At 58.6% G+C, this 23,734-nt stretch carries 19 protein-coding genes, 1 tRNA gene and 1 pseudogene; 2 read left to right on the forward strand and 19 right to left on the reverse strand.

What is annotated here, in order from left to right; all coding sequences use genetic code 11:
- Window positions 1–562: 562 nt before the first annotated feature.
- The 6 genes from HRU82_07310 to HRU82_07335 all read right to left on the reverse strand — a co-directional run bounded on the left by HRU82_07310 (window position 563) and on the right by HRU82_07335 (window position 5,062).
- Entirely contained in the window at window positions 563–1,357 is a 795-nt protein-coding gene (locus HRU82_07310) for a chlorite dismutase family protein (protein ID QOJ34762.1), read from the reverse strand.
- Between the two features lie 151 nt (window positions 1,358–1,508).
- On the reverse strand, window positions 1,509–2,987 hold the full coding sequence (locus tag HRU82_07315) for a HAMP domain-containing protein (GenBank protein QOJ34763.1): 1,479 nt from the start codon (window positions 2,985–2,987) through the stop codon (window positions 1,509–1,511).
- Window positions 2,988–2,989: 2 nt separating this feature from the next.
- Window positions 2,990–3,709: a response regulator transcription factor gene (locus tag HRU82_07320; GenBank protein QOJ34764.1), complete on the reverse strand. Its 720-nt coding sequence runs from the start codon at window positions 3,707–3,709 to the stop codon at window positions 2,990–2,992.
- Window positions 3,710–3,888: 179 nt separating this feature from the next.
- Complete coding sequence (locus HRU82_07325; GenBank protein ID QOJ34765.1) at window positions 3,889–4,140, reverse strand: hypothetical protein; 252 nt, start codon at window positions 4,138–4,140, stop codon at window positions 3,889–3,891.
- 2 nt (window positions 4,141–4,142) lie between these two features.
- The gene (locus HRU82_07330) at window positions 4,143–4,856 is read right to left on the reverse strand and encodes a hypothetical protein (GenBank protein ID QOJ34766.1); all 714 of its coding nucleotides are present in this window, start codon (window positions 4,854–4,856) and stop codon (window positions 4,143–4,145) included.
- Window positions 4,853–5,062, reverse strand: a complete 210-nt coding sequence (locus HRU82_07335; protein ID QOJ34767.1) for a helix-turn-helix domain-containing protein — start codon at window positions 5,060–5,062, stop codon at window positions 4,853–4,855. The genes HRU82_07330 and HRU82_07335 overlap by 4 nt, the downstream gene beginning before the upstream one ends.
- A gap of 205 nt (window positions 5,063–5,267) precedes the next feature.
- On the opposite strand from HRU82_07335, the gene HRU82_07340 reads away from it, so the two are divergent.
- On the forward strand, window positions 5,268–5,984 hold the full coding sequence (locus HRU82_07340; protein ID QOJ34768.1) for a hypothetical protein: 717 nt from the start codon (window positions 5,268–5,270) through the stop codon (window positions 5,982–5,984).
- 331 nt (window positions 5,985–6,315) lie between these two features.
- A pseudogene (locus HRU82_07345) lies at window positions 6,316–6,948 on the forward strand (site-specific integrase).
- A 161-nt stretch (window positions 6,949–7,109) separates the two neighbouring features.
- Here HRU82_07345 and HRU82_07350 read toward each other — a convergent pair.
- The 13 genes from HRU82_07350 to ispH form a co-directional block, all read right to left on the reverse strand.
- A tRNA-Cys gene (locus HRU82_07350) sits at window positions 7,110–7,185 on the reverse strand.
- 99 nt (window positions 7,186–7,284) lie between these two features.
- On the reverse strand, window positions 7,285–8,481 hold the full coding sequence (gene ispG, locus HRU82_07355) for a flavodoxin-dependent (E)-4-hydroxy-3-methylbut-2-enyl-diphosphate synthase (protein ID QOJ34769.1): 1,197 nt from the start codon (window positions 8,479–8,481) through the stop codon (window positions 7,285–7,287).
- A 23-nt stretch (window positions 8,482–8,504) separates the two neighbouring features.
- Window positions 8,505–10,451 carry a 1-deoxy-D-xylulose-5-phosphate synthase gene (locus HRU82_07360; protein ID QOJ34770.1) on the reverse strand — a complete coding sequence of 649 codons (1,947 nt, stop codon included), beginning with the start codon at window positions 10,449–10,451 and terminating at the stop codon, window positions 8,505–8,507.
- Window positions 10,452–10,632: 181 nt separating this feature from the next.
- Window positions 10,633–11,646, reverse strand: coding sequence for a DUF3187 family protein (locus HRU82_07365; GenBank protein QOJ34771.1), 1,014 nt, complete (start codon window positions 11,644–11,646; stop codon window positions 10,633–10,635).
- Between the two features lie 15 nt (window positions 11,647–11,661).
- On the reverse strand, window positions 11,662–12,867 hold the full coding sequence (locus tag HRU82_07370; protein QOJ34772.1) for a BamA/TamA family outer membrane protein: 1,206 nt from the start codon (window positions 12,865–12,867) through the stop codon (window positions 11,662–11,664).
- 35 nt (window positions 12,868–12,902) lie between these two features.
- The gene (locus HRU82_07375; GenBank protein ID QOJ34773.1) at window positions 12,903–13,517 is read right to left on the reverse strand and encodes an ABC transporter substrate-binding protein; all 615 of its coding nucleotides are present in this window, start codon (window positions 13,515–13,517) and stop codon (window positions 12,903–12,905) included.
- 26 nt (window positions 13,518–13,543) lie between these two features.
- The gene (mlaD, locus tag HRU82_07380; GenBank protein ID QOJ34774.1) at window positions 13,544–13,987 is read right to left on the reverse strand and encodes an outer membrane lipid asymmetry maintenance protein MlaD; all 444 of its coding nucleotides are present in this window, start codon (window positions 13,985–13,987) and stop codon (window positions 13,544–13,546) included.
- A gap of 11 nt (window positions 13,988–13,998) precedes the next feature.
- Entirely contained in the window at window positions 13,999–14,760 is a 762-nt protein-coding gene (locus tag HRU82_07385) for an ABC transporter ATP-binding protein (protein QOJ34775.1), read from the reverse strand.
- Window positions 14,761–14,792: 32 nt separating this feature from the next.
- Window positions 14,793–15,509, reverse strand: a complete 717-nt coding sequence (locus HRU82_07390; protein ID QOJ37144.1) for an ABC transporter permease — start codon at window positions 15,507–15,509, stop codon at window positions 14,793–14,795.
- Between the two features lie 105 nt (window positions 15,510–15,614).
- On the reverse strand, window positions 15,615–16,373 hold the full coding sequence (locus HRU82_07395; protein ID QOJ34776.1) for a hypothetical protein: 759 nt from the start codon (window positions 16,371–16,373) through the stop codon (window positions 15,615–15,617).
- 54 nt (window positions 16,374–16,427) lie between these two features.
- Window positions 16,428–18,605, reverse strand: a complete 2,178-nt coding sequence (gene shc, locus HRU82_07400) for a squalene--hopene cyclase (protein ID QOJ34777.1) — start codon at window positions 18,603–18,605, stop codon at window positions 16,428–16,430.
- A 173-nt stretch (window positions 18,606–18,778) separates the two neighbouring features.
- Window positions 18,779–22,459 carry a chromosome segregation protein SMC gene (gene smc / locus HRU82_07405; protein ID QOJ34778.1) on the reverse strand — a complete coding sequence of 1,227 codons (3,681 nt, stop codon included), beginning with the start codon at window positions 22,457–22,459 and terminating at the stop codon, window positions 18,779–18,781.
- 186 nt (window positions 22,460–22,645) lie between these two features.
- A complete protein-coding gene (gene ispH, locus HRU82_07410) occupies window positions 22,646–23,608 on the reverse strand; it encodes a 4-hydroxy-3-methylbut-2-enyl diphosphate reductase (protein QOJ34779.1) in 963 nt (320 codons plus the stop codon).
- Window positions 23,609–23,734: the final 126 nt, after the last annotated feature.

Consider the following 23,734-nt stretch of genomic DNA (forward strand, 5'->3'; position numbering starts at 1 on the left):
ACTCTTGGGTTTATCCTAAAGACTGGCGTTTTCCTGGGGAAGATTGAGTGCCGGAGAATTCTACTACCTTTCCGACTGAATGCCTATCATAGACTAGGGTTGCGCACACCTAAACCCTCGACAAAGCTGAGAGCTGATATGTCACCAATGCACAGAATGAGTTTCGTCCTACTTTGACCATATAGATCAAGTGAAGCGGGGGCTGCGCCCCCGATCCCCCCCGGCCGTCCGGTCCAGTGGTCCGGAACGGCCGGGCGGCCTCGTTGGGCGGAGTCTTTGCGTTCCTAATCTCCTCATAGTTTCAGTATTCCTCTTGTCTGCTCTGTCTTTGTAAGCAACGATCCAACAGAATAGCGGCCAAGCTGACGCATCGCCGTCACCACTTGAAAATAACCCTGCATTTCCTCCCTCTCACCCCCTGAGAAGCCAACAGGTGGTGACAGGGTGGGGCCATATAGAGCCTATAACTAAGTATTAGAAGTAAAGATTTGTGAGTACCAGCATAGAAGTGACCACCTGTTCCCAGGTGGTCACCGTGTTCTGGAACGCGCGAGCGAATAGACTAGCGACTGAGAATATCGAGGATTTCATCCAATGGTCGAATGGTCCCCAACAGGAGAGGATCACCGAAACGCCTATTATGACGGTTCTCCTTGACCTTGAGCAATCCAGTCACAAGATTGTTGAAATCATCCAGCTTGGATGTTTCAAAGTAGGTAATAAAATCCCAATCATCCAACCCGCTGGAGTGATAGAGCTTCCGTTTCACCGTCTTCAAGTATGCGACCGTCGCATCCGTGTGTTCCTTCATCAGGCCTGTTCGGGTGTCTTGTCCAGAAATCCACCATTCTGCGTCCTTGCGTATAGGAACCACTATAACGTATGGGCTGCCCTGAGGTGGCGGTGTCTTCAACTCCCCCTTCAGTTCTTCTGGGAAGCTAGGGACATAATTTAGGGTTTTGGTGATGCCATTGAAGGTGTCAGTATTTTTCATATCCATCCCCATAGTGGTCCCCATGAGGTCTAACAAGAAGTTCTGATTATGAACCATCTCTTTCGAGTGAATCCTGACAAGTACATCAGCTCTCTCAGACAGACCACGAAGCAAATGCGTATCGACTATTAACTTATCGGCGTGCTTTTCGAACACCTTTTTCATTTCGGAGGCCGCCTTGACACGCGCTTCATGATCCATCTGCCACCAGTGCTCCCCCATCTTGAACACAGCAAACGTTGCGTAGACACCAGGATCCTTTAAGAGCTTGTCGTGATCCATGGCCGCCTCACTCACTACAGACAACATGGGAAGGAAGCATAATAGAAGCGCAACCATCGAAATCTGCCTGATTCTCTTCATAAGTCCGTTCTCCTTTTCGGTTAAAAGGGCTGGTACAACCCAATGCATGGTCAAGCATAGCCCTGCCCCTTTACATCGATCTCACGAAATTGTCACATTTTTATCACGCCTGATGTGGCGAGCGGCCCGTAACGGTCGAGAACAATAGAGACTAGAAGTGCACGGTGGGCAGTTCAAAGCTGATGATGGTTCCGATGTTTGGTGTACTCTCCGCTCGAATTGTACTTCCATGTAGCTCTAGAATTCGCTTAGTAATGGCCAGCCCGAGCCCAGCTCCTCCAGGCTGATTTTGTCGATTCGCCCTATAAAAACGATCAAAAATATAAGGCAAGTCGTGATCAGCGATACCACAGCCAGTATCAGAAATTCGTATCATAACCGAGCCGGATTCGTGGCTTAACGAAATCGCAATGGTCCCTCCGCTCGGTGTATAGCGAGTAGCATTATTGATTATGTTTTCTAGCGCCCGCTCGATGAGGCCGATATCAGCCTCCACAAATGGCAGATCATCTGTAAAACTGCTCTTTAAGGCTATCCCCCTATTTGCGACGGTGAGTTGAAACTTTTGACACACATCCTGGACAAGCTCGGCTAACGAAAATTGTTCGCATTGAATGCGAGCTTCACGCGAATCTAAGCGAGCCAATTCAAAGAGTTCCCCCACAAGCTCCCTAAGCCGTTGGCTTTGCTTGAGGGCAACGTCGAGAAACGTCCGGTATTCCTCTCGTGTAAGCGTCCCTTCTTTCATCAGTAACGTTTCCAGATACCCATGCAAGGATGCCAGGGGGGTACGCAAATCATGGGACACATTGGCCACCAACTCACGCCGAAGGATGTCCGTCTGCTTCAAAGTGGCCACTTGCTGAAGAATTCGTTCTACCATCCCATTGAATGTGGACCGGAGCCGATCAATTTCATCACTATTCCGCTCAGGAATAAAATCCTGAGGATGCAGCACGAGCGCCTCTGAAAAATCGCTCTTTGCGAACGTTTCCATCGTCGATGCTAGTTTGGTTAGCCTTCTGGTGAGCATGTTGAATAGAAAGAGGCCGCCCAAAAGAGCGAACAGTAAGCCGGTAAGTGCTGCCCAGAGACTCAGCCGGAAGATATAGCTCCGATTCAGCATATCGGCGACGGAGTCATACTCCTCTCCGCCAAGAACAATGTACAGATATCCTGTTGGTTGTCCGTGTAAGGGTATGGCTGAAACAGAAAAGACCTTCTGTCGAGTCGCATCACGGGGATCGTCACCAAGAATAGGAAATGCGTCCGCCTCGGTGAGAAAACGATGTATTGGTTCTAACGAGACAGCCGAGCGCTTGACCTTCTCAGTGGGAGCGGAGAAGTTGACTATGCCCCCATTCTCATCAAGCAAGTACATCTCAATGCTCGGATTGATAACCATAAGTAGGTGAAACAGTTCTTTCAGAGCGTACGGACTCACCTCTCCTTGGCTGCTTAGTAACTGGTCAGTAACAATGTTTCTGGCCAGAGCACGGTTCAGCTTCTGATTCACTTCTTGCTGATACATGCGCGTCGTGAAGACCATTAGGAGGGTGTATAGAACCCCAACCGCACAAAACAGGAAGAGCAACACAAGGGCGAGTTTGCCGTAAAGTGACCGCGACATGGTCAGTCCTTTAAGCCGGATCCTTCTAGTTCACAGAATTTGTATCCGACGCCCCACACAGTCAGAATAAAGTCGGGCTTGGCCGAATCCTTTTCAATCTTGGCGCGCAATCTGTTGATATGGGAATTTACCGTGTGTTCATAGCCGTCGTGACCGTAGCCCCAGACCGAATCGAGAAGCTGACTGCGCGTATAAACTCTGCCTGGATGGGATGCAAACTGCAGGAGCAAATCGAACTCTTTGGCCGTGAGATCCCTCAAGCTGCCTCTCACTGTGACCTTCCGTTTTTCAACATCGATGAAGAGGCCCTTTGCGCGGATAGTTTTCTGAACGTCCTGCGTCTTATCTCTAAATGCTTCAGAACGGCGGAAGAGGGCCTTTACACGTGCGAGCAGTTCTCGAACACTAAATGGTTTAGTAACATAGTCGTCAGCACCAACTTCCAGCCCAAGGACCCTGTCTATTTCTGAGGATTTCGCAGTCAACATGAGGATGGGTGTATAGGTGGGGAGCGATCGAAGCTGCCGACATATCTCTAACCCGTCGATGCCAGGCAGCATCACGTCAAGAATAATAAGGTCATATCTCTTCGAGAGCACACATTGAAGGCCATCCTCTCCGGTTTTGGCGATCTCTACGGCATATGCGGTGTCGGTCAGGTGCATCTCCAAGAGCCGACCAATATCTAAGTCGTCTTCTACGACAAGAATTTGTTTAGCCATGAAAACCATATATTCGAGGCAGCAGGAATGCCTTTAGCATAGCGTCCGTCACAAATTCATCACAGCCATAGTTTATAGACCGAACTGAAGAAAGCCGGGCATGCTGAGGAAATGTCCGCTTTCAATGCCAAGGCCTGGTTTAATCGCGCGAATATTCCATGTGTCGGTAGCCGAGAATTTTAAGAAGCGAGACTACGAGTGGTCAGCCCCGCACAGTCGATACAGAGCCAGATTTCGCATGTGACGTCATGCTCCCTATAATAAAACCGCACCCACGACCGTTCAAATTGGCAGAACTCACACAGCCGTTCCTTCGTATGCTCAGGACAGAGCCAAGCTTTGCGCGCCCGGTCATAGGTGGTCGCTTCCCGTCCGCAACAGGCTGGACCGAACAGACTCGGCAGCTTCAGATCACATCGATGCCAGATCATCCTCACACCTCCTGATAGACGAGTCCCTTCCCAAGCACCAGTTGCAAAATCGTGCCGCTGAACCAAATGGGATGGCCCGAGAGCAGATCCTCCCAGGTCTTGATGAACACGATCCGCGGGATCTCAATCTCGCCTCTGATCCGGCGATAGGCGTTCCGGGTGGACCATTGGTGCCGCATCTCTTCCCACAGTCGGCTAATTGGGAACCCGAGGGAGCGCTTCCAGGACCAGCACATATTCACGTAGCCGCATTGATCCTGGACATATTGGCTGATGACGTACCGGCTGAGTCGATTGCGGGACCGATGACTCGGCTGATAGGCCTTGATCCAGACCACCGGAGCCCCGTGGAGAGCTTGCCACTGGGACGAGAGCCATTCCTGGGAGACCCAGAACCTTCGGGCACGTTCCCCATCCGGCACCCGCCAGGCCCAGAAGATATGAAGCACGCCATGCCCCTCTTCCGTCCGGACCTGGTAATACTCCAACCCCTGAAATCCCAGCTGGCGTTCAATCCGCTGGCGCAGCTGCTTGTGGTGATAGGTCAGCTTTTCCGCATCCCCGCCTTCTGCCGTGGAGAGCGTCACCCAGAGGACTTGGAACTGGTGGCACTCCCAGAACCACAAGAGCGACCGCACCCGGTGGTAGCCTCGTTTCTGTTTCCTCGTCCATTCCCCGGCGACGGGCTCCCGCCGGAACTCCTTCCAGCGGCTCATCGGGCAGCCTCCGCTTGAGGAATGGCCGGCCTCAGGCCGGCAGCGAGAATCCGTTCCAATTCCTCAATGGGAATCCGCACGGCACGCACGGACGGCTTCACATAGGCAATCTGCCGTTTCAGGATGTATTTCCTGATCGTGCTTTCTTTGAGTCCTAAGCGTTCGGCCGCTTCTCGAATGGTGATCAATTTTGTACTCGGGACCATCGGGCACCTCCTTGGTAATGAGCGAATCATTAGTGTTATGCCTTGTATACGTGATGCATAACGTGTCTTGACACGCATTACCATTGACGAGGTACACTTCCCAAGAGTTTTCAGTCCGAAAGTGGCTCGTTCACCTCCAGTTTTTTCGTATGAAATGGGATGGAGTAATGAAGCTGCCGAAGCCAGCTACAGAAGGAGAGGTCAGATGAACATAGACCGAGCCGCAATCTTTGAGCAGTTCTACGGCGAGATGAAGAAGGCCAGAGAGCGGATTCTCACCACAGCAGACGGCGAAGTCGGCTGGCTCTTGAAGTTTGTCCAGACCGACCTAGAAGCGCTCACGCCAAGTGAATGGATGGTTCTGGCTTTCGAGGTAGCCAGCTTTGTGGATGACGTCGCGAATCGCCATGGGGAAGAAATCGCGACGGAAGGAGGATGGAGCGTCCAATCTATCCCAGGAGAGAAGTTTCGTGGCACTATTCCAAGCCGCGCAGAGGCCAAAGAGATTCAGACCATGGTCCTCCGCAGCTTAGAGAACTTATGGAAAAAGGCAGTGGCTGCCTTCACGTTTCCCCAATTCACGATCATTGTCACGTTGCCGGGCGCGGACCATGAACGCAAAGGGAGTGTGTTTGTTGCCACAAAGCGAAAAGTGAAGGAGTTTGAATATCGGTTCGCCCATTTATTGGTCGACTATTCCGGGCGAATTCGGCGTTGTCCAGAATGCCAACGGATTTACCTCGCCATTCGATTTGATCAAACCTACTGCGGTCCTCGGTGCCAGACACGAGTGGCCACTCGGAAATGGCGAGAGAAACATCTACCGAAGAAACAAAAAGCCTCTGGAGATACGACTAGCACGAAGGCCGATTCGGCCAGAAAAGGGCGAAAGGGAGGGTCCGATGGCAAGGCGAAACGGTAAAGACCGTGGAGTGGTGTTTAAACAAGGCGGTTGGTGGGTTCGCCTGTATGTGAATGGCCGGGAGAAATGGTTCCGGGCGGACTCCAAGAGCCAAGCCAAGACGCTGTACGGTCGGTTGCGGTCCGAGGCGCGCGAGAATCGCTATTTTCCCGAGAAGTATGCCGTTTCCAAAGAGTTGACCCTCCGAGCATGGATTGCGCGGTATCTGGAAGGAGTGACCTCGCCAGGTCTTCGGAATGTGCATCGCTATGGAAAGTTCTGGTCGAAGCTCCTAGGGCGGAAGCTTTTGACCGAGATTACCGCCGACGACTTACGGCATATCCAAGCCAAAATGAAGCACAAGGGCACACGCACCGCCCGAACGATTAATCGCTACTTTGGAGCCCTACGACGTATCCTGAACTTGGCGATTGCCGATGGTCTGCTTTCCGCCAATCCCATCAAAGGCGTGAAGTTCTTTTCCGAGCCTGGTGGGCGGCTTCGCTTCCTGAGTGATAAGGAAATCTCCAGCCTCCGGGATACCTTGCCTCCGGAGCACTGGTTGATTGTGGCCTTTGCACTCGAAACAGGCCTACGCCTGACCGAGCAGTTTCATTCCCGCTGGGACTGCCTGAACACGGAACAGGGCATCTTGACCATTCCATTGAGTAAGTCAGGCAAGACCCGCCACGTCATTCTGACGGATGCCGCGCTGGACATCGTCAAGGGTCTCACCTCCTGGATGCACAGCCCCTTTCTTTTCCCGAGTCCCCTCACCTCCGCACAACCGATGCAGGGGCGAAACTTTGTGGTGAAGATCTATGAACCTGCCTTGAAACGAGCAAAAATCGAAGGAGTGACCTGGCACACCCTCCGGCATACCTTCGCGTCTCGGGCTGTGATGGCAGGAGTCGATATCCGGACCGTCCAGGAATTGATGGGCCATTCCACGATCACCATGACCATGCGCTATGCGCATCTCTCCCCGGCTCATTTACGCACAGCAGTGAATCGAGCGAGTTTGGGGGCAATTGCCGCGAAAAGTGCGAGTGGAACCGGGAGTAAAACCGGGAGTAGCGATAATCAGCGGGTTGAACAGGGTCCGGTCAGAATCACCGAACCCTCTGAGATATTTACAGGAATGGTTGGAGGCGCCGGGCGGGTTCGAACCGCCGCATCGCAGTTTTGCAGACTGCTCCCTTAGCCACTTGGGTACGGCGCCACGGGGGGTGATTATAGAAGGCGACGAGGGAGGAACACAACCGGCAAAACGGCCCTAACAAGGCCTTTGCGGGTCTTACAGCCGCTCGAAATGCTTGGATTACGGCTTCGAGGGCAACAGGGGGATGTCGCGGACGATGGTGGAATGCTCATCCGGCGCGTGGCCGATGGGCTCCCATCCGGCCTCGCTATGGCCGTTGCCCGCCGCAGGCTCCGCTCCTCCGGCCTCGGCTTCCTTTTCCTTGGCCAGAAGTTCGACCTCGTGAATCAGGGTGTCCATGAGTTCTTCCATGGGCACCTTACGCATCAGCTTGCCCTTCTTGAAGAGAATGCCCTTGCCCTCTCCCCCGGCAATGCCGATGTCGGCCTCCTTGCCTTCACCGATGCCGTTTACGACGCAGCCCAGCACCGAGACGTTGAGTGGCGTCTTGATATGGCCGAGTTTCTTTTCCAATTCGTTGGCCATGCGCACCACGTCGATTTCCACGCGGCCGCAGGTAGGGCAGGCGATTACGTTGATGCCCCGATGCCGCAGCTCCAGCGACTTGAGGATTTCGAAGCCGACTTTCACCTCTTCCACCGGATCGGCGGCGAGCGAAACGCGCAGCGTGTCGCCGATGCCTTGCGAGAGCAACCAACCTAGACCGATGGCGGACTTGACCGCGCCGGTCATGGCGGTGCCGGCTTCGGTGATGCCGATGTGCAGGGGATAGTTGGATTGCGTGGAGAAGAGATAGTAGGCGTCAATGGCGTGGTGCACATCGGAGGCCTTGAGCGAGACCTTCATGTTGGTGAAGCCCTCGTCCTCCAGGGCATGCACGGCATTCAACGCCGATTCCGACAGGGCTTCCGGTGACGGCCAGCCATACTTGTCGAGCAGCGGCCGTTCGAGCGAGCCGCCGTTGACGCCCACGCGGAGCGGAACCCCGCGCTCGTTGACCGCCTTGATCACCTCCTGCACCTTCCACCAGGCCCCGATATTGCCGGGATTGATGCGGACGCAGTCGACCACTGGGGCGGCCTTGAGCGCCAAACGATGGTCGAAGTGGATATCGGCGATCAAGGGCACGGTCATCGCCGCTTTGATCTGCGGCAAGGCCGCTGCGGCCTCGTCGTCCGGGACCGCTACGCGAATGACTTCGCAGCCCACTTCTTCGAGCTGGCGAATCTGCGCCACGGTGGCTTTCACGTCGCGCGTGTCGGTGGAGCACATGGACTGGACCGAGATCGGGGCGTCGCCGCCGATCTTCAGGGAGCCCACTTTGATCTGTCTGGTCTTCTTCCGCGTGATGTGCATGGTCGTCGGCTCGTCGATTGGGCTTAGCTGCCCTGCTCGTCTCCGTGCGGCAAACTCCCCACGAGCGAGGCCAACCGAGCTGCCTCGTCGCTCGCTACCGCTGCGCCGAGCAACGCCTTGACACGGGTGTAGATGCCGTCTGCCGTGAGACCATACCGCTCACGCAGGAGATCCTGCGGCCCCTGCTCGATGTACCAGTCGGGCAGGCCGACGATCTTGGTGCGTAGGTGCGAGACACCTTCGTCGGAGAGCACTTCCAGGACCGACGAGCCGAAGCCGCCCATCTTGCAACCCTCTTCGACCGTGACCAAGTAACGCACGTTCTTCGCCGTCTTCACGATCAATTCGGTATCCAATGGCTTGGCGAAGCGGGCATTGATGACGGCGGTGGAAATGCCTTCCTGCGCCAATCGCTCGGCTGCCTGCACCGCAGGCCACACCGCCACGCCGATCGCGACGATAGCCACGTCGGTGCCTTCGCGCATGAGTTCGCCCTTGCCGATCGGCAGGACTTGGGGTTCGGGATCCATCGCCACACCGAGGCTCACGCCGCGGGCATACCGCACGGAGGCTGGCCCGTCGTAACTGGTGCAGGTCTTCACCAGATGTTGCAGTTCATTTTCATCCTTGGGCGCCGTCACCACCATGTTGGGCACATGGCGCAGGAACGCGAAGTCGAACGCGCCGTGGTGCGTGGTGCCGTCTTCTGCCACCAGCCCGCCGCGATCGATGCAGAATGTGACCGGCAGATTTTGCGTGGCGACATCGTGCACGACTTGGTCGTAGGCCCGCTGCAGGAATGTGGAATAGAGGGCAACCACCGGCTTCATGCCCTGTGCCGCCAATCCCGCGGCGAAGGTCACGGCATGTTGCTCGGCGATGCCGACATCGTAGATGCGATCGGGGAAGGCTTTCTCGAAGGCGTTGAGGCCCGTGCCTTCGCACATGGCCGCGGTGATGGCCACGATGCGCTTGTCTTGCTTGGCCACCTTGATGAGGGCATCGACGGCCAAGCTGGTGTAACTGGGACGCGCGGCCTTCTTGGCCGGCACACCAGTTTCGCGCACGAAGGGTGGGCAGGCATGGAACCACACCGGGTTCTCCATCGCAGGCTCGTAGCCTAAGCCCTTCTTGGTAATCACATGGAGCAACACCGGCCCCTTCATCTTCAACACGTTTTCCAGGGTCGGGAGCAGGTGCTCGAAGTTATGCCCGTCGATCGGGCCGACGTACTGGAAGCCCAACTCCTCGAAGAGCAAGCCCGGCAGGATCGCGCCCTTGGCCAATTCCTCGGCCCGTCGGGCGATCTTTTGCATCTCCGCCCCGATGTGGGGAATCTTCCGCAACAGCTGGCCGGTTTCCTCCCGCATGCGCGCGTAGAACTCGCCGGTGAAGGTGCGGTTGAGGTAGGCCGAGATGGCGCCCACGTTGCGCGAGATGGACATTTGGTTGTCGTTGAGGACGACCAGGAAATCCTTGTTGGTGCCACCGGCATGGTGCAACCCTTCCAAGGTCATCCCGGCCGTCATGGCGCCGTCCCCGACGACGCACACGACCTTATGGTGCTGCTGTTGCTGTTCACGCGCTTCCACCATGCCGAAGGCGGCGGAGACGCCGGTGCCCGCATGGCCCGCGTTGAACGTATCGTAGGCGCTTTCCTCACGTTTGCAGAACCCGCTCAGCCCCCCGTATTGGCGAAGGGTATGGAATTGCTCGCGGCGGCCGGTGAGGAGCTTGTGGGTATAGGCTTGGTTGCTGGTGTCCCAGACGATCTTGTCTTTCGGTGTGTCCAAGAGATACTGCAACGCCACCGTCAATTCGACCACGCCCAAGTTGGAGGCGAGATGGCCTCCGACGTTCGAAACTACCGAGATGATTTGTTCGCGGATCTCCTGACACAACTCCGGAAACTGTTCAGGGGACAGTCGTTTCAAATCAACCGGGCTGTGGATATTTTTGAGCAATGACATTGCACAATCTCCTTGTCAAAGCATGACAATTGGACGCACGTATTCGTTCGTTGGGAAATAGTCGTTTCGAGAAGGTTGCGACGAAGCAGCGAAAGAAGTTTCGTACAAGTCGGCACATCCTCACATATGCGACAGGCCGTGTCAAGATTCACGTGTCGCTAGGAGGGCCGTTCGGCCCTAGTCAGGATCGGAAGCGATAGGTGAAGAGGGTCGAGGCGGTGAAGTCCGCGGCGCTTCCGGTGATGAAATCCAAATTCTCCACCCCGTACAGTTGCCAGATGAGCTGCGGCAAAATGCGATAACTCACCCCGATGACCGACTCGGTTACGCCCTTGTCCAGCACCCGCGTGCCCGTCCCATGAAACGGCGGCGAATAATAATCGAACTGGGCCGTGAACGAGAGATTGTCCGACCAAAGATACTCCACGGCGACCAGCCCGGTCATCACCGGCTGCACGCCCAGGCCGGCGATCTTGCCCGTGGGGAAAATCCCGTTCACGTTCGCATAGACGATCCAGTTGGCGGCGAAGGTCTTTTGGACAGCCACCCCGATGCCGACATCGGGATGGCCACTCCCAAACACTTCCCCCGTATCGCCCGTCGGCGCCTTGACTCCCAGCCGCACCGCCAAGGCCGGCAGACTACTGCTTTCCCGTAGCAGCTGATACTTGCTGTAAAACGAAATGTCTCCCAGCCCGGTCGCCCCCTCGTTCCCCTGGAAGATCGTCCTCTGTCGATTGCTGATGTTGAAGGCATAGCCGGTGTCCCGCAGGGCCGTTCGCGCCGGCGCCTCTCCGGTGGTCGCGCGCTCCACTCCCAAGATAGCCCCCTCCATGAAGCCACGATACCGGTGCAACACCGGCACTTCTGCGCCCAGTTCCAGCCGATCCGTCAACCCATACCGCAAAAACAGGCCGGAGCGCAGCGTCTCGAACTTCATGGAGACTTCGGCCTGCTCTTCGCTGTCTCTGGCGATGCTGGCGGTGTTGGCCAGTTCGAGGCGCACATCGAAGTCGCCCTTGCGCAGCACCGTGGCCTGCTCGCCCGGCATGGCCAGGACCAATTGCGCCAGCGCCTGGAAATTCCGTACGGGGAAGGGACCGAAACCTTCGGCTCCCAGGGAAGGGGCCGCGGCGCAGAGGGGCGCGAGCGCGACGAGCACCCATAGAAGCCGCCAGTTCGCTCTGGGCGTCACGTGGTCCATCACCCACTAATAGGGGAAATCCAATCCTGCGAACACTGCTCCACCCTCACGGCTATAGCCATAGTCGACCCGGCCGACGACGTTGGGCCGTACGATCGCTCGAAACCCTAACCCCGGCGTCATCCGATAGTCTTGAAAGCTCACATCCTTGAATGAATTGAACACCTGCCCCGTATCGAGGAAGGGGGCCACTTCGAAATCCGCCGTCACCCCCGCGAGCTTGGTCCGCAGCACATGGATGCGTTCCTCGATGCTGAAGGCAATCAGGTGTTTGTCGATGTACCGGTCCTGGCCGAATCCGCGCAGGTTGTTTTGACCGCCCAAGGACGACTGCTCGAAAAACGGCACCTCCGACCCGAGCGTAGCCTGCAGGTCGGCGCGCACGACCAGGATGGCGCGTTTCGATTCGCTGGGAAACAGCTTCTTGACCTCGATTTCGTACCGCGAAAAGACCGGATGGTCGCCGCTCCGCAAATTCTGGTTCAGTTCGGCGTAGGCGGTGATGGCGACGCCATCGGTCGGGGTGATCAAACTGTCGCGGGTGTCGTAATAGAAGGAAGCGCGGTGCCCGATGATGATCGATTCTCCATGGATTCCCTCGACGGTCGGAAACTGGTCGACCGAAAAGGGCAAATCCGTCGCGCCCCGTTGAAGCCGTACCTGCCGCACACGTTGCCCCACGGAAATTTGGGTCACCTCGTTTGCGTAGAGCCCCAGGCGCCAGTAGGCGCGGGCTTCGCGGGCCGTGTAGTTCGACTCATCGTTCTGCACGGTGGTTTGTCCCAGGCCGAAGAAGCGGGAGGTGGCGTTCTTGAAGAACGTGCCGCCGAAGTTGAGGAAATACTGCCCGTTGCCGAAGGCCGGATCGACATAATCCAGAAGCACCTTCCGCTCGATCCGTTCGGTCAGCGAGGCGATGAACCGGAGCTGCCGCCCTCCCGGCTCATACTTGAAGAAGTTGAAGACGCCCCTGGTGCCCACGATGGAATTCTGAATCAACATCGGGGCCATCAGGTATTTCAACTCGCCGTCCGGATCGGCGATCAGGATCGGGACAATGAGGCCGGCGTCGTTGCCGTCGTTCTTGGTGGTGGCCACCGAGGGGACGGGAAAAATCTGCGTGTCGGCGCGCAGATCGAGAGGGGCAAGCAGGGCAAAGAGCCCGGCCAGCGCCAGGAGAATCGGACTGGCAAACCAATAGTCACACCGCATGACACTCGCCGGCAGAGGTCCCGCGCCTCGACAGGCTACGGGCCCTTGATCTTTTCGGATTTCTTGCGGAGTTGGTCGACGAGGTCGGAATACGAGGAGGTGTGGAGGATCTTCGTAAACTGATCGCGGTAATTCTTGACCAGACTGACGCCGTCGACCACTACGTCGTACACGCGCCAATCGTTATTTTTGTTCAACAGCCGATAGTCCATCGGGATTTCGGTCTTTGCCGACAAAACCTTGGTGCGCACCTCCGCATATTCCTTCTCCGTCCGCTCGTTGATGTACTGCACCCGTTCGCCGGAGTAGCCCTCCACCCGATCGGCATAAGTATTGGTCAACAGCGTTCGGAACAGCTCGACGAACTCCTGGCGCTCCTTATCCGACAACTGATTCCACTGCACGCCCAGCGAGCGATGAGACATTTCGGAATAATCGAACCGCGCCGCCACCACCTTCTCCAACAGCTGCCGGCGATCTTCCTGCTTGGCTGGAGCCTTCAGTTCCTTATCGTTCAGAATCCTGAGCACCTCGTCGATCGTGGACTTGATTGAATCGGTCGCCGCCCCCGCGAGCGCGGACGGCACCCCACCCACCACTATCTGTAGCGCCAGCAGCGCCACCATGATCATCCATCGCATTCCTTGCATGCCCCACCTCTCCCTTGAGTGGCAGACTACTTCACCTGGCCGTGTACATACTGGCTGACGAGTTCTTCGAGATCAAGTCCGGATTCGGTATCGCGGATCTTGTCGCCTGGTTTCAGCTCATCGCCGCCGCCGCCGACCGATAGGGCCAGATACTTGTCTCCAATGATGCCGCGCGTCTTGATGGAGGCGATCGTGTCCGAATACAACTTCACGCCGTCTTGGATCGAGAGCGTCACCACGGCACGGTCGCTGTTCAGTCCGATCCCGCGCACCCGCCCGACTTCGACACCGGCGATCTCCACCGAGGCTCCGGCCTTGAGCCCGGAGGCCGACGTAAACTCCGCCTGCACGGCGTAGTTGTTGCCCCCGATCACTTCCAGTTTGCCCAACTTGATGGAGAGGTACCCGAGACAGGCCAGGCCCACCAGCACGAAGACCCCGACCAGCAATTCGACTTTCGCGCGCTCCATACCTGCTCCTCTCAGAGGGACGATACCGTTGCGCCTTTCACGGTGACGGTCCCTCCGACGAAAATAAATTCCCGAATCTCCTGATCCTTCGTCTTCACGAACTCGCTGGACGGCGCCATCTCGGCGATCCGCCCCTGCTTCAACATGGCGACATAGTCGGAGATGCCGAAAATCTCGGGGATCTCGTGGCTGACCATGATGGCGGTGAAGCCGAACTGCTGTTGCATCGACACGATCAGGTCATGGATCGCCTTGGCCATCAAGGGGTCAAGTCCGGTCGTCGGCTCGTCGAACAGGATGATCTCCGGCTCCATGACCAAGGCGCGCGCCAATCCCGCCCGCTTCCGCATGCCGCCGCTGAGTTCCGCAGGAAACTTATGACCCATGCCGGCCAATCCCACCTGCGACAGTTTTTCGTCGACCCGTCGCGTCACCGCCTCCCCCTTCAGCCTCAGTTTCTCACGCAACGGGAAGGCCACATTTTCGAACACCGTCATCGAATCGAACAGCGCCGCCCCCTGAAACAGCATGGCAAACTTCTTCCGCACCTCATTGAGGGGCTTGCCCTTGAGGCGTGAAATGTCCGTTCCATCGATCAAGACCTGACCGCGATCCGGCTGCATCAGGCCGATGATGTGTTTGAGCAGCACGCTTTTCCCCTCGCCGCTGCGGCCGATGATAGTCGTCAACTTACCTGCGGGGACCTCCAGATTCACCCCCCGCAACACCGACTGGCCGCCCAGCGTCTTTTCCACTCCCACCAGTTGAATCATGACACCACGTCGAGGAAGCCCGCGCTCCGTGTTTACAGCAATACCGAGGTCAGGAAATAGTCCCACACGAGAATCAGCACCGCCGATAACACTACCGCTTCCGTCGTCGCCGTCCCCAGCCCTTCAGCGCTGTGCTTCGTATGGAACCCCTTGTAACAGCAGACCCAGCTGATCAGAAGCCCGAAACTGATGGATTTCAAAATGCCGCCGTACACATCTTTCCATTCCACGGCGGACTCGATCGAACTCCAATAGGCCCCTTCGTTCCCGTTGAGCAATTGGACACCGACCACATAGCCCCCGTAGATGCCGACGACGTCGAACAACGCGACGAGGAGCGGCACCGCCACGATGCCGGCGACCAGCTTGGGACCGATCAAGTACTGCAGGGGATTCACCGCCATGGTGTCGAGGGCGTCGATCTGTTCCGTGATCCGCATGATGCCGATCTCCGCCGTCATAGCCGATCCCGCGCGCGCCGTCACCATGAGAGCGGCCAGCACGGGCCCCAACTCCCGAATGATGCTGAGCGCCACGGCCGACCCCAACACGGCTTCAGAACCGAACTTGCGCAAGGTGTAATACCCTTGCAGGCCCAACACCATGCCTGTAAACACCGCCGTGAGCACGACGACGAAGGTGGATTTGTACCCGATGAAATTGAGCTGCTTGATGATCTGATAGATCCGAAAGGGCGGGCGCGTCAGCCAGGCCATGGACGACAGGACGAACAACATCATCCGCCCCATTTCCTCGGTGAGGTTGAGCGTGTAGCGGCCGATGCGGGTGATGGCTTCCACTCCCTCTGCTCCTCTCCTCCGACTCCTTGCAGCAGCTAACCGGTCCCTCGCCGGTCAGGCGATGCCGTCGGCTGCAGCGAGTTGGGCGAAGGCACGAAATACCGCGGTGAGCTGCTCGCCGGCCAGGCGGCTCTGCACGCGCAGCCGATTCAGTCCGAGCAGGCTCGTCGGGTGAGCCAGGCAGGCGGCGATTCCCTTGACCCACTCAGATGGCCTGAGAAACAGGTTGAAGTCAAGCGGAAGATCCTCATCCACCAAATCCGACACGGTGCGCACGATCGCAAAAGGAATCTTCCATCGTGAGGCCACCAGGGCGAGGGCCGCGCTTTCCATGTCGAGTCCGATTGCGCCCTGGGCGACGGCCAGACGTTTCTTGTCCTCGGCCCGGCAAATGACTCGGCCGACCGAGACGAACCGTCCGACCTGAGCACTGAGCTGCTGAGTCGCCAAGGCACGCTGCGCCCACGCCACCAGGCCGGCATCTGCGGCATAGGCAGCGCCACCGGCCCCTGGGTCATCATCCGTCACCACGTCCCTACCAACCAGCACGTCGCCGATGCGGGCCTGTCGCATCGCCCCGGCAAACCCCGTCGACCAGACTGCGGCGAACTCCTGCGCCGACAGGGCGACCTGCGCACTCTGCGTTGCCCGTTCCGGACCGACTCCCATCGGGATGATCCACCACTCGGTGGAGCCGCATCGCGCCACAACGCAGCGGAGGCTTCCCAGCGCCAGGCTCTGATTGCCTGGAAAGGCCTGGCCAACGGCATTCATCTCCCATCTGGTGGCCACGAACACACCGATCGCGGTCACGTGGGTTCCTCGGGAATGATGGCAAGGAATGTCGGAGGGAAGGGACGCACACCGTCAACGCGGCGACCGGAATTGTCCTGAGTGGTAGGCTTGCAAGCGCAATTCTTCCGCCCTCGTGGTGCCACGAGTCTTCAGGTTGCGATACATCGCCAAGGCCCAGAGAGGGAAGTACTGGCAGTACCAGTGATACCGGAGATAGAAGACGCGCGGGAAACCCGTTCCGGTATGGCGTACTTCTTCCCACGATCCATCTTTGCGCTGGTTCCGAATGAGATAGTGAATGCCGCGGGCCAAGCTGAATGAATCGGTCACACCACCCGCCATCAAGGCCAATAGGGCCCAGGCCGTCTGCGAGGGCGTGCTCTCGCCGCGCCCGCTCTGTGAGAGATCGGCGTACGAGAGGCAGGATTCTCCCCAGCCCCCGTCCGGATTCTGTTTGGATTCCAGCCAGGCCACCGCTCGACGAATAGAGGGAGACGACACATCTTCACCGATGGCGCGCAACCCCGACAACACCGACCAGGTGCCGTAGATGTAGTTGACGCCCCAGCGGCCGTACCAGCTGCCATCCGCCTCCTGATCCTTCTTCAAGAAGGCCAGGGCCGAGGCCACGGAGGGATGGGTCCAGTCATAGCCCAAGGTCGCCAGCATCTCCAGGCAGCGTCCCGCCAAATCGGCCGTGCTGGGATCCAGCAGCGCGCGGTGGTCGGCGAAGGGGATGTAATTGAAGACGATGCGATTGTTGTCGACATCGTAGGCGCCCCATCCGCCGTCGGACCCCTGCATGGACACAACCCAACGGTATCCGCGACACATCGCTTGATACTGACGCGCCTCATCCGGCAGGCGCACTTTGGCGAGAGCCATCAGGACCACGGCCGAGTCGTCCACGTCGGGATACAATTCGTTCTCGAACTGGAAGTACCAGCCACCCGGTTCCGCGCCTGGGGAGGAAATGATCCAGTCTCCCACGGTTTTGGTTTGTTTCGACAGCAACCACTCGCCGGCCTTCTGCAGGACCGGATGGTCGGAAGGCATACCGGCCTCCACCAGCGCATTGATGAGCAACGCCGTATCCCAAATGGGCGAGTGGCAGGGCTGCAGATGCATGGCGTCGACACTCTGGCCGTTCTCCTGCACCCGATCGTGGATTTCGAGCTCTTCGATTTCCTGCATCGCCTTGACCACCAGCGGATCGTCGTTGGCATACCCGAGACAATTCAACGCCACGACGGAATTCGCCATGGCGGGATAAATCGCACCGAGGCCGCCGCTTCCCTTCATGTGGTCGAGCATCCAGGATTCGGCGCGCTTGAGTGCCTGTTGCCTGAGCCACTCCACCGGGGAACGGTCATAGATCTTGAGCAACCCGTCCAGAGTGATGAAGAAGTTCTTGGCTGTGAACCAGGTGCGATCCTTCTTGAACGGAGGGAACGCGCTGTAATCGATCTGGTCCAGCGGCTCCTTGTACAGCTCGTCGATGCCTTGCTCCTTGGGAATTCGGCACAGCGGCCGCTTGGCAAAGATGATCAACAGCGGAATGACGACCGCGCGTGACCAATAAGAAATCGCGTAGATGCTGAAGTAGAACCGCTTGGGCAGGAGCATGATCTCGGGCGGCATGCTAGGGACACCGCGCCAGTCGTACTGCCCAAAGAGCGCCAAGGCGATCTTCGTAAACACGTTCGCCGCGGTCACGCCCCCCATGTCGAGGATGCACTTTCGCGCCGCCTCCATGAAGGGCTCGTTCGGCGAGACTCCGCTGAGCTTCAAGGCGAAGTAAGCTTTCACCGAGGCGCTGATATCGGCCGGGCCACCGTGATAAATGGGCCAGCCCCCGCTCGGCAGTTGGGCGGACTTGAAGTACCGCACCGCCTTCTGCTCACGCTCGGGATCGACGCAATTCATGAACCGCCGCAGCATGAGGTACTCGGAGGTGAGGGTCGTGTCGGCTTCCAGTTCGGCCACCCAGTACCCTTCGGTCGCGTTCTGGCGCGCGAGGAACCAGGTTTGGCTCTTGCGCAGCGCTTCCTCCAAGGCTTCGAGCTGACCGCTCGGATGGGACGGCGCCCGCTTCGACGAGCTATCGACCGCCACTGAACCGTTGGATTTCCCGCCGACGAGGCGCAAGACGGGTTCCGAGGCAAAATCACGGGCAGCCCTGATCCGACTGGGCACCTGCACCAGCAGACCATCAGAGAGACGATTGAAGAAACTCTTCAGAAGTCGCATAGCGTTGTGCCGTGAATCAGACAGAGACGGCGGGATCGATAGTCGAGACGGTTCCATCAATCAAACAGACAAAGGTCGCATAAAGCCGCAGGATATCAGCACTCACCGTTAGCGGAGTTGTATAACAAACTCATTAAGTGCAGTCAAGGGAACGACAGGACAGGCAGCCGGCGTCAGACCGGCTGCAGATCCGCCAACTTCACCGAAATCAACGTCGACACACCCGGTTCCTGCATCGTGACGCCGAACAATGAATCGGCCATGGCCATCGTCCGCTTATTGTGCGTAATGACCAGGAACTGCGCCGAAGTCGAGAGACTGCGCAGCACCGCCGTGAACCGTCCGATGTTCTCTTCGTCGAGCGGCGCGTCGATTTCGTCCAAAATGCAGAACGGCGTCGGACGAATCAGAAAGCTCGCGATCAAGAGCGCCATCGCCGTCAACGTCTTCTCCCCGCCGGACAACATGGTGATGCTCTTCAGCCGCTTGCCCGGCGGCTGCGCGACGATCTCCACGCCGGGCTCCCGCCCCCCGGCCTCCTCCGTCTCCCCTTCCGGCGGCTCTTCGATGAGCTGCAGCTCGGCGCGACCGCCCGGGAAGAATTGGGTGAAGACCTCGCGAAACTTCTCCTGCAGTTCATTGAAGGTCTCGACGAACATGTCCTTGGTCGTCCGGTTGATCCGCTGGATGATCTCCTTGAGCGAAGCGATGGAAGTCGAGAGGTCCTGCTCCTGGGTCGTCAAGAACTGATACCGCTCCTCCAGTTCGCGATGTTCATCGATGGCGGCTAGGTTGATGGCACCCATGCGATCCAACCGCTCGCGGATCTTTTGGATCTGTTCCCGTAATTGCGGCGTCTCCAACAACGTCGGCGAGACTTGGGGCGCCTCGTCCTCTCCTGCCGCCTGACCGTCTCCCGCTGCGACAAGCAGCGAAGCAGGATCTAATTGATAGGTGCCGACCAAGGTGCTTTCGATCGTCGAGAGCTGGGTCTTGACCTCTGCCTTTCGGATCTCCGCCGCCATGCGCCGATCGTGCAGAGCGGACAGCCGCTGCCGAACCGCCGCCAATGCCTCTTCCACCGCATGGAGCCCGGCCATTTCCTGAGCCTGTTGTTCCTGCGTAGCCACCAACTCCGCCTTGATTCCGTCGACCTCGGCCCCCAGCTCTCGGCACAGGGCCTCCTGCCGAGTCTGTTCCTCCCGGCTCTCTTCGATCGACTGGACCAACCCGGCCACCTGTTCCTCCAATTCCCGGCTTCGCTGATGCGCCGTTTCAAGCCGCTGCGTGAAGCGTGCGACATCGTTCGCACTGTGCGCCCGACGCCCGCGCATCCCCTCGAGCGCCAAGCGGACCTCAGTCAGCCGCTGCTGGACGGTCATGCTTTGGGTTTCGATCGTCTGCAGTCGTTCGCGCAAGCGGGCCAGCCCCACCTCTTGCCCGTTTTTTTCCGCCACCCATTGCGCGAGCTGAGCCTGACTGGAACGCAGTTCCTCCTCCAACTTCGCCTGCTCTGCCACCGTCTGTTGGAGTTCCTCGCCCAGGCGACCCACACGACGGTGCAACTCACCGCACTGTCGTTCCACCCCGGCATCGTCCTTCTGGAGGGAGAGTTCCAGCATTTCCGCTTCGCGAATGGCCCGCGCAAGCCGTTGCTCGTCATCACGCACCACGCCCAATTCGAGCGACGCGTCCTCACGGGCCGCCCTGGCTTGCTCGAGCGCCTCCACCGCCTGAGTTCGGCGCGCTTCCAACTCGAGCACTTCCCGTCGCCGCTGCAACAACCCCGCCCCGATCCCGCCCCCCCCGCCAGTCATGACACCGGCGGCGTCCAGAGTTTCGCCGGAGAGCGTGACGAAGGTCGGTCCAGGAACAGCCGCGCCCTGCTGCTCTTGCCAGAGCGAGAGGGCCACGGCCAAGGAGTCGACGATCACGATGCCGTCGAACAGATACCGGAGCGCCGTCTCCGACTCGCCGGTCGCCCTGATTAAGTCCACCGCCCGTCCCACCACCCCGGGACGCCCCTCCAGCGCCGGCCACCATGTGGTCGAGGCTGCAGGGGAGGCCTCGGATGTCCAACGCAAGTGCTGAGGCAGGAACGAGCCCCGTCCCAAGTCTTTTCCCTTGAGAAACTCCACCGCGCGGAAGCCCTCGGCCGGCGTATCCACCAACCACCCGTGCACACGGTCGCCGAGAATCGTCTCGACGGCACGATCGAGGCCGGGCGGAATCACCAGCCACTCAGCCAGCGCTTCATGCACGCCCTCGCAGGCCTTCAAGGCAGTGCCGTCCTCCTCTCCCTCCTTGCCGTACCCCATCTCCTCGCGCACCACCGCCTGCAGCGTCCCCAAGCGAGACTCGACACCGGCCACCTCTTCGGAAAAACGGACGACGTCGCGATCGAGCCCGGCAATGCGGGTCCCGAGCGCGTCGATCCGCTCGGTCGCCGTCTGACGCTCGGCCATCAGCTCGCCGATCTGCCGGCCGGCCTCCTCGCGTTGCGCGCTCAGGAGTTGCCGCTGTTCATTCAAGCCGGCCACCTGCTGGGCCACAGCTTCCCGCTCCTGCGCCACCCGCTCGGCCCGAGCGGCGGCTTCCTGCCCCCGCACCGTCACCTGAGTGAGGCTTTGCTCGGTGTTGGCCGCCAACACGGCGAGATTCAACACATCACGCCGGGCGCGTTCTTCTTCCGCCACGGCAGCGGCACGTTGGCCGGCCAGCGTCTTGGCTTCAGCGTCGGCCTGCTGGAACTGCCCCTCCTGCGCCGCAATGTCGCCTTCCAACTGGAGCAGCAAGCCGCGAAGTTCCTCGATCTCGGCCTGTGCCTGCTCCTGCTCCCCCACGAGCCGATCCATCTCCTGCCCAGCCTGCGTCCGTTGCCGCTCGAACAGTTCCGTCCGATTCCGCTCCACCTCCGCCGCCGTCAGGGCCTGAGACTGCCGCTGCTCCGTAGCCGCCAACCGGTCACGCACCCGCGCCATCACCTCCGCCGCTTCGGTCATACGTAGCCGAATGGCTTCCTGTTCGGTATCCAGGCGAGCCTGTTCGGTGATCTGTTCCGTTTCCTGAGCCTCCACCTCGCCCGCCTCGCGTTCGACGGCCTCCAAGTCCGCACGCATCGTCCGATAGTCGCGTGACAGCAACTCGATCTCGAGCCCGCGCACTTCCTGTTGGAGGGTCTGGTATGTTCGGGCCTGCCGCGCCTGCCGCTCCAGCGAGTTCAGCTGCTTTTTCACCTCGGCCACAATGTCCCGCACACGCAGCAGGTTCTGCTGTGTGGACTCCAACTTTCGAAGCGCCTCGCTTTTCTGCTTCTTGTACCGCACGATGCCGGCGGTTTCCTCGATCAGCTCGCGCCGATCTTGCGGAGATGCCTGCAGGATCTGCTCGATCCGGCCCTGCTCGATCACCGTGTGCCCCTTCGACCCGGCTCTGGTCTCGATCAAAACATTCCGAATGTCCTTGAGTCGACAGGGGGTCTTGTTGATGAGGTATTCACTGTCGCCGTTGCGGTAGAGCCGTCGCGTAATCATCAATTCCTGATACTCACCCAGCTGGCTGGGCAAGCCGGAGATCGAGTCCAACCGCAACTCTCCCAACCCCCCGATGATCAGGGAGACCTCCACTAGGCCCAGAGGCTTCCGAAGTTCAGTGCCGTTGAAGATCACGTCTTCCATCCGCTCACTGCGCAGTGTTTTCGTGCTCTGTTCGCCCAGCACCCAGAGAATGGAATCGACCACGTTGCTTTTGCCGCTGCCGTTCGGGCCGACGATGGCCGTGATGCCTTTGGGAAATTGAATTTTCGCCTCTGCAAACGACTTGAAGCCGAGCATTTCCAATGACTTCAGATACACCGGCGACCTCCAGACAAGGGGGTGAGAGGGGCGTCATCGCCCGCGCGAAATCGCAGACCTTCTATCACAGCGATTCCGGCAAATCAAAACCAAAATACCCGATGTAGTAGGACAACTGGAAGCATCCCCCAAGATATGGAGGATTTTGACAGGATCTACGTAGGTGCAACGGACGGAGCAGCCGCGTCAGTTCGCTGGCGCAGCGACGCGTGAAGCTGATTCGATAGTCACCAACTCCTTCGGCAGCAGGAATTCGACGTCTTCTTCAATCACGGTCAGCTCTTCGACCTCTTTCGACGACCCCAACGTCTTCAGGTAGGCCACCACCTCGGTTACCAAGACTTCCGGCGCCGACGCCCCAGCGGAAATGCCGACGGCCTTGGCATCTTTCAACCACGCCGGGTCAATGTCCGACGCGGCATCGATGAGGTAGGAGGGAATTCCGCAATGTTCGCCGAGTTCCCGAAGGCGGTTCGAGTTGGAGCTGTTGGGCGACCCGATCACGAGAATGACATCGACCAGCTTGGAGAGGGCCTTGACGGCATTTTGCCGATTCTGGGTGGCGTAACAAATATCTTCCTGGTGCGGCCCCTTGATGTTCGGAAACCGTTGATGCAGCGCCTCGACGATGTCACGGCACTCATCGACGCTGAGCGTCGTCTGCGTGACATAGGAGAGGTTTTGCGTATCCTCGACATGCAGCTTTTCGACGTCTTCGACCGACGAGACCAAATGGAACTTGTCGGGAATCTGCCCCAAGGTGCCGATCACCTCCGGATGTCCCGCATGGCCGATGAGGATCAGTTCATACCCCTGGGTGTAGTCGCGATTGACCTCGTTGTGCACCTTGATGACGAGAGGGCAGGTCGCGTCGATGACGTGGAGCCGGCGGCTCTGCGCTTCCTGCCAGACGGACTTCGCCACGCCGTGCGCGCTGAAAATCACGACCGATCCCTCTGGCACCTCATTCAACTCCTCCACGAACACCGCGCCCTTTTGCCGGAGCGAATTGACGACGTGGCGGCTATGGACGATTTCATGGCGCACGTAGATGGGAGCGCCGTACTTTTTCAACGAGAGGTCGACGATATCGATCGCGCGGTCAACGCCTGCGCAAAATCCGCGTGGATTCGCTAAATAGATCTTCATGGTTGGTCCGTTTCCCTTCATCGCCCTTCAACCGCAACCATTGCCACGGACAGGGGCATCCACCTTTCCGTCGCTCACCTTACGTCAGACCCGCCCGCTCCGTCAACACTTCGGTCCCCACCTGTC

Origin of the sequence: Nitrospira sp., assembly GCA_015709715.1 — a bacterium.
GTDB lineage: Bacteria > Nitrospirota > Nitrospiria > Nitrospirales > Nitrospiraceae > Nitrospira_A.

What these genes read in the sequence shown, in the direction of transcription:
- HRU82_07310 (QOJ34762.1), bottom strand. Translation starts at nt 1,357, where the DNA reads ATGAAGAGAATCAGGCAGATTTCGATGGTTGCGCTTCTATTATGCTTC.
- HRU82_07315 (QOJ34763.1), bottom strand. Translation starts at nt 2,987, where the DNA reads ATGTCGCGGTCACTTTACGGCAAACTCGCCCTTGTGTTGCTCTTCCTG.
- HRU82_07320 (QOJ34764.1), bottom strand. Translation starts at nt 3,709, where the DNA reads ATGGCTAAACAAATTCTTGTCGTAGAAGACGACTTAGATATTGGTCGG.
- HRU82_07325 (QOJ34765.1), bottom strand. Translation starts at nt 4,140, where the DNA reads ATGATCTGGCATCGATGTGATCTGAAGCTGCCGAGTCTGTTCGGTCCA.
- HRU82_07330 (QOJ34766.1), bottom strand. Translation starts at nt 4,856, where the DNA reads ATGAGCCGCTGGAAGGAGTTCCGGCGGGAGCCCGTCGCCGGGGAATGG.
- HRU82_07335 (QOJ34767.1), bottom strand. Translation starts at nt 5,062, where the DNA reads ATGGTCCCGAGTACAAAATTGATCACCATTCGAGAAGCGGCCGAACGC.
- HRU82_07340 (QOJ34768.1), top strand. Translation starts at nt 5,268, where the DNA reads ATGAACATAGACCGAGCCGCAATCTTTGAGCAGTTCTACGGCGAGATG.
- ispG (QOJ34769.1), bottom strand. Translation starts at nt 8,481, where the DNA reads ATGCACATCACGCGGAAGAAGACCAGACAGATCAAAGTGGGCTCCCTG.
- HRU82_07360 (QOJ34770.1), bottom strand. Translation starts at nt 10,451, where the DNA reads ATGTCATTGCTCAAAAATATCCACAGCCCGGTTGATTTGAAACGACTG.
- HRU82_07370 (QOJ34772.1), bottom strand. Translation starts at nt 12,867, where the DNA reads ATGCGGTGTGACTATTGGTTTGCCAGTCCGATTCTCCTGGCGCTGGCC.
- HRU82_07375 (QOJ34773.1), bottom strand. Translation starts at nt 13,517, where the DNA reads ATGCAAGGAATGCGATGGATGATCATGGTGGCGCTGCTGGCGCTACAG.
- mlaD (QOJ34774.1), bottom strand. Translation starts at nt 13,987, where the DNA reads ATGGAGCGCGCGAAAGTCGAATTGCTGGTCGGGGTCTTCGTGCTGGTG.
- HRU82_07385 (QOJ34775.1), bottom strand. Translation starts at nt 14,760, where the DNA reads ATGATTCAACTGGTGGGAGTGGAAAAGACGCTGGGCGGCCAGTCGGTG.
- HRU82_07390 (QOJ37144.1), bottom strand. Translation starts at nt 15,509, where the DNA reads ATGGGGCGGATGATGTTGTTCGTCCTGTCGTCCATGGCCTGGCTGACG.
- shc (QOJ34777.1), bottom strand. Translation starts at nt 18,605, where the DNA reads ATGCGACTTCTGAAGAGTTTCTTCAATCGTCTCTCTGATGGTCTGCTG.
- ispH (QOJ34779.1), bottom strand. Translation starts at nt 23,608, where the DNA reads ATGAAGATCTATTTAGCGAATCCACGCGGATTTTGCGCAGGCGTTGAC.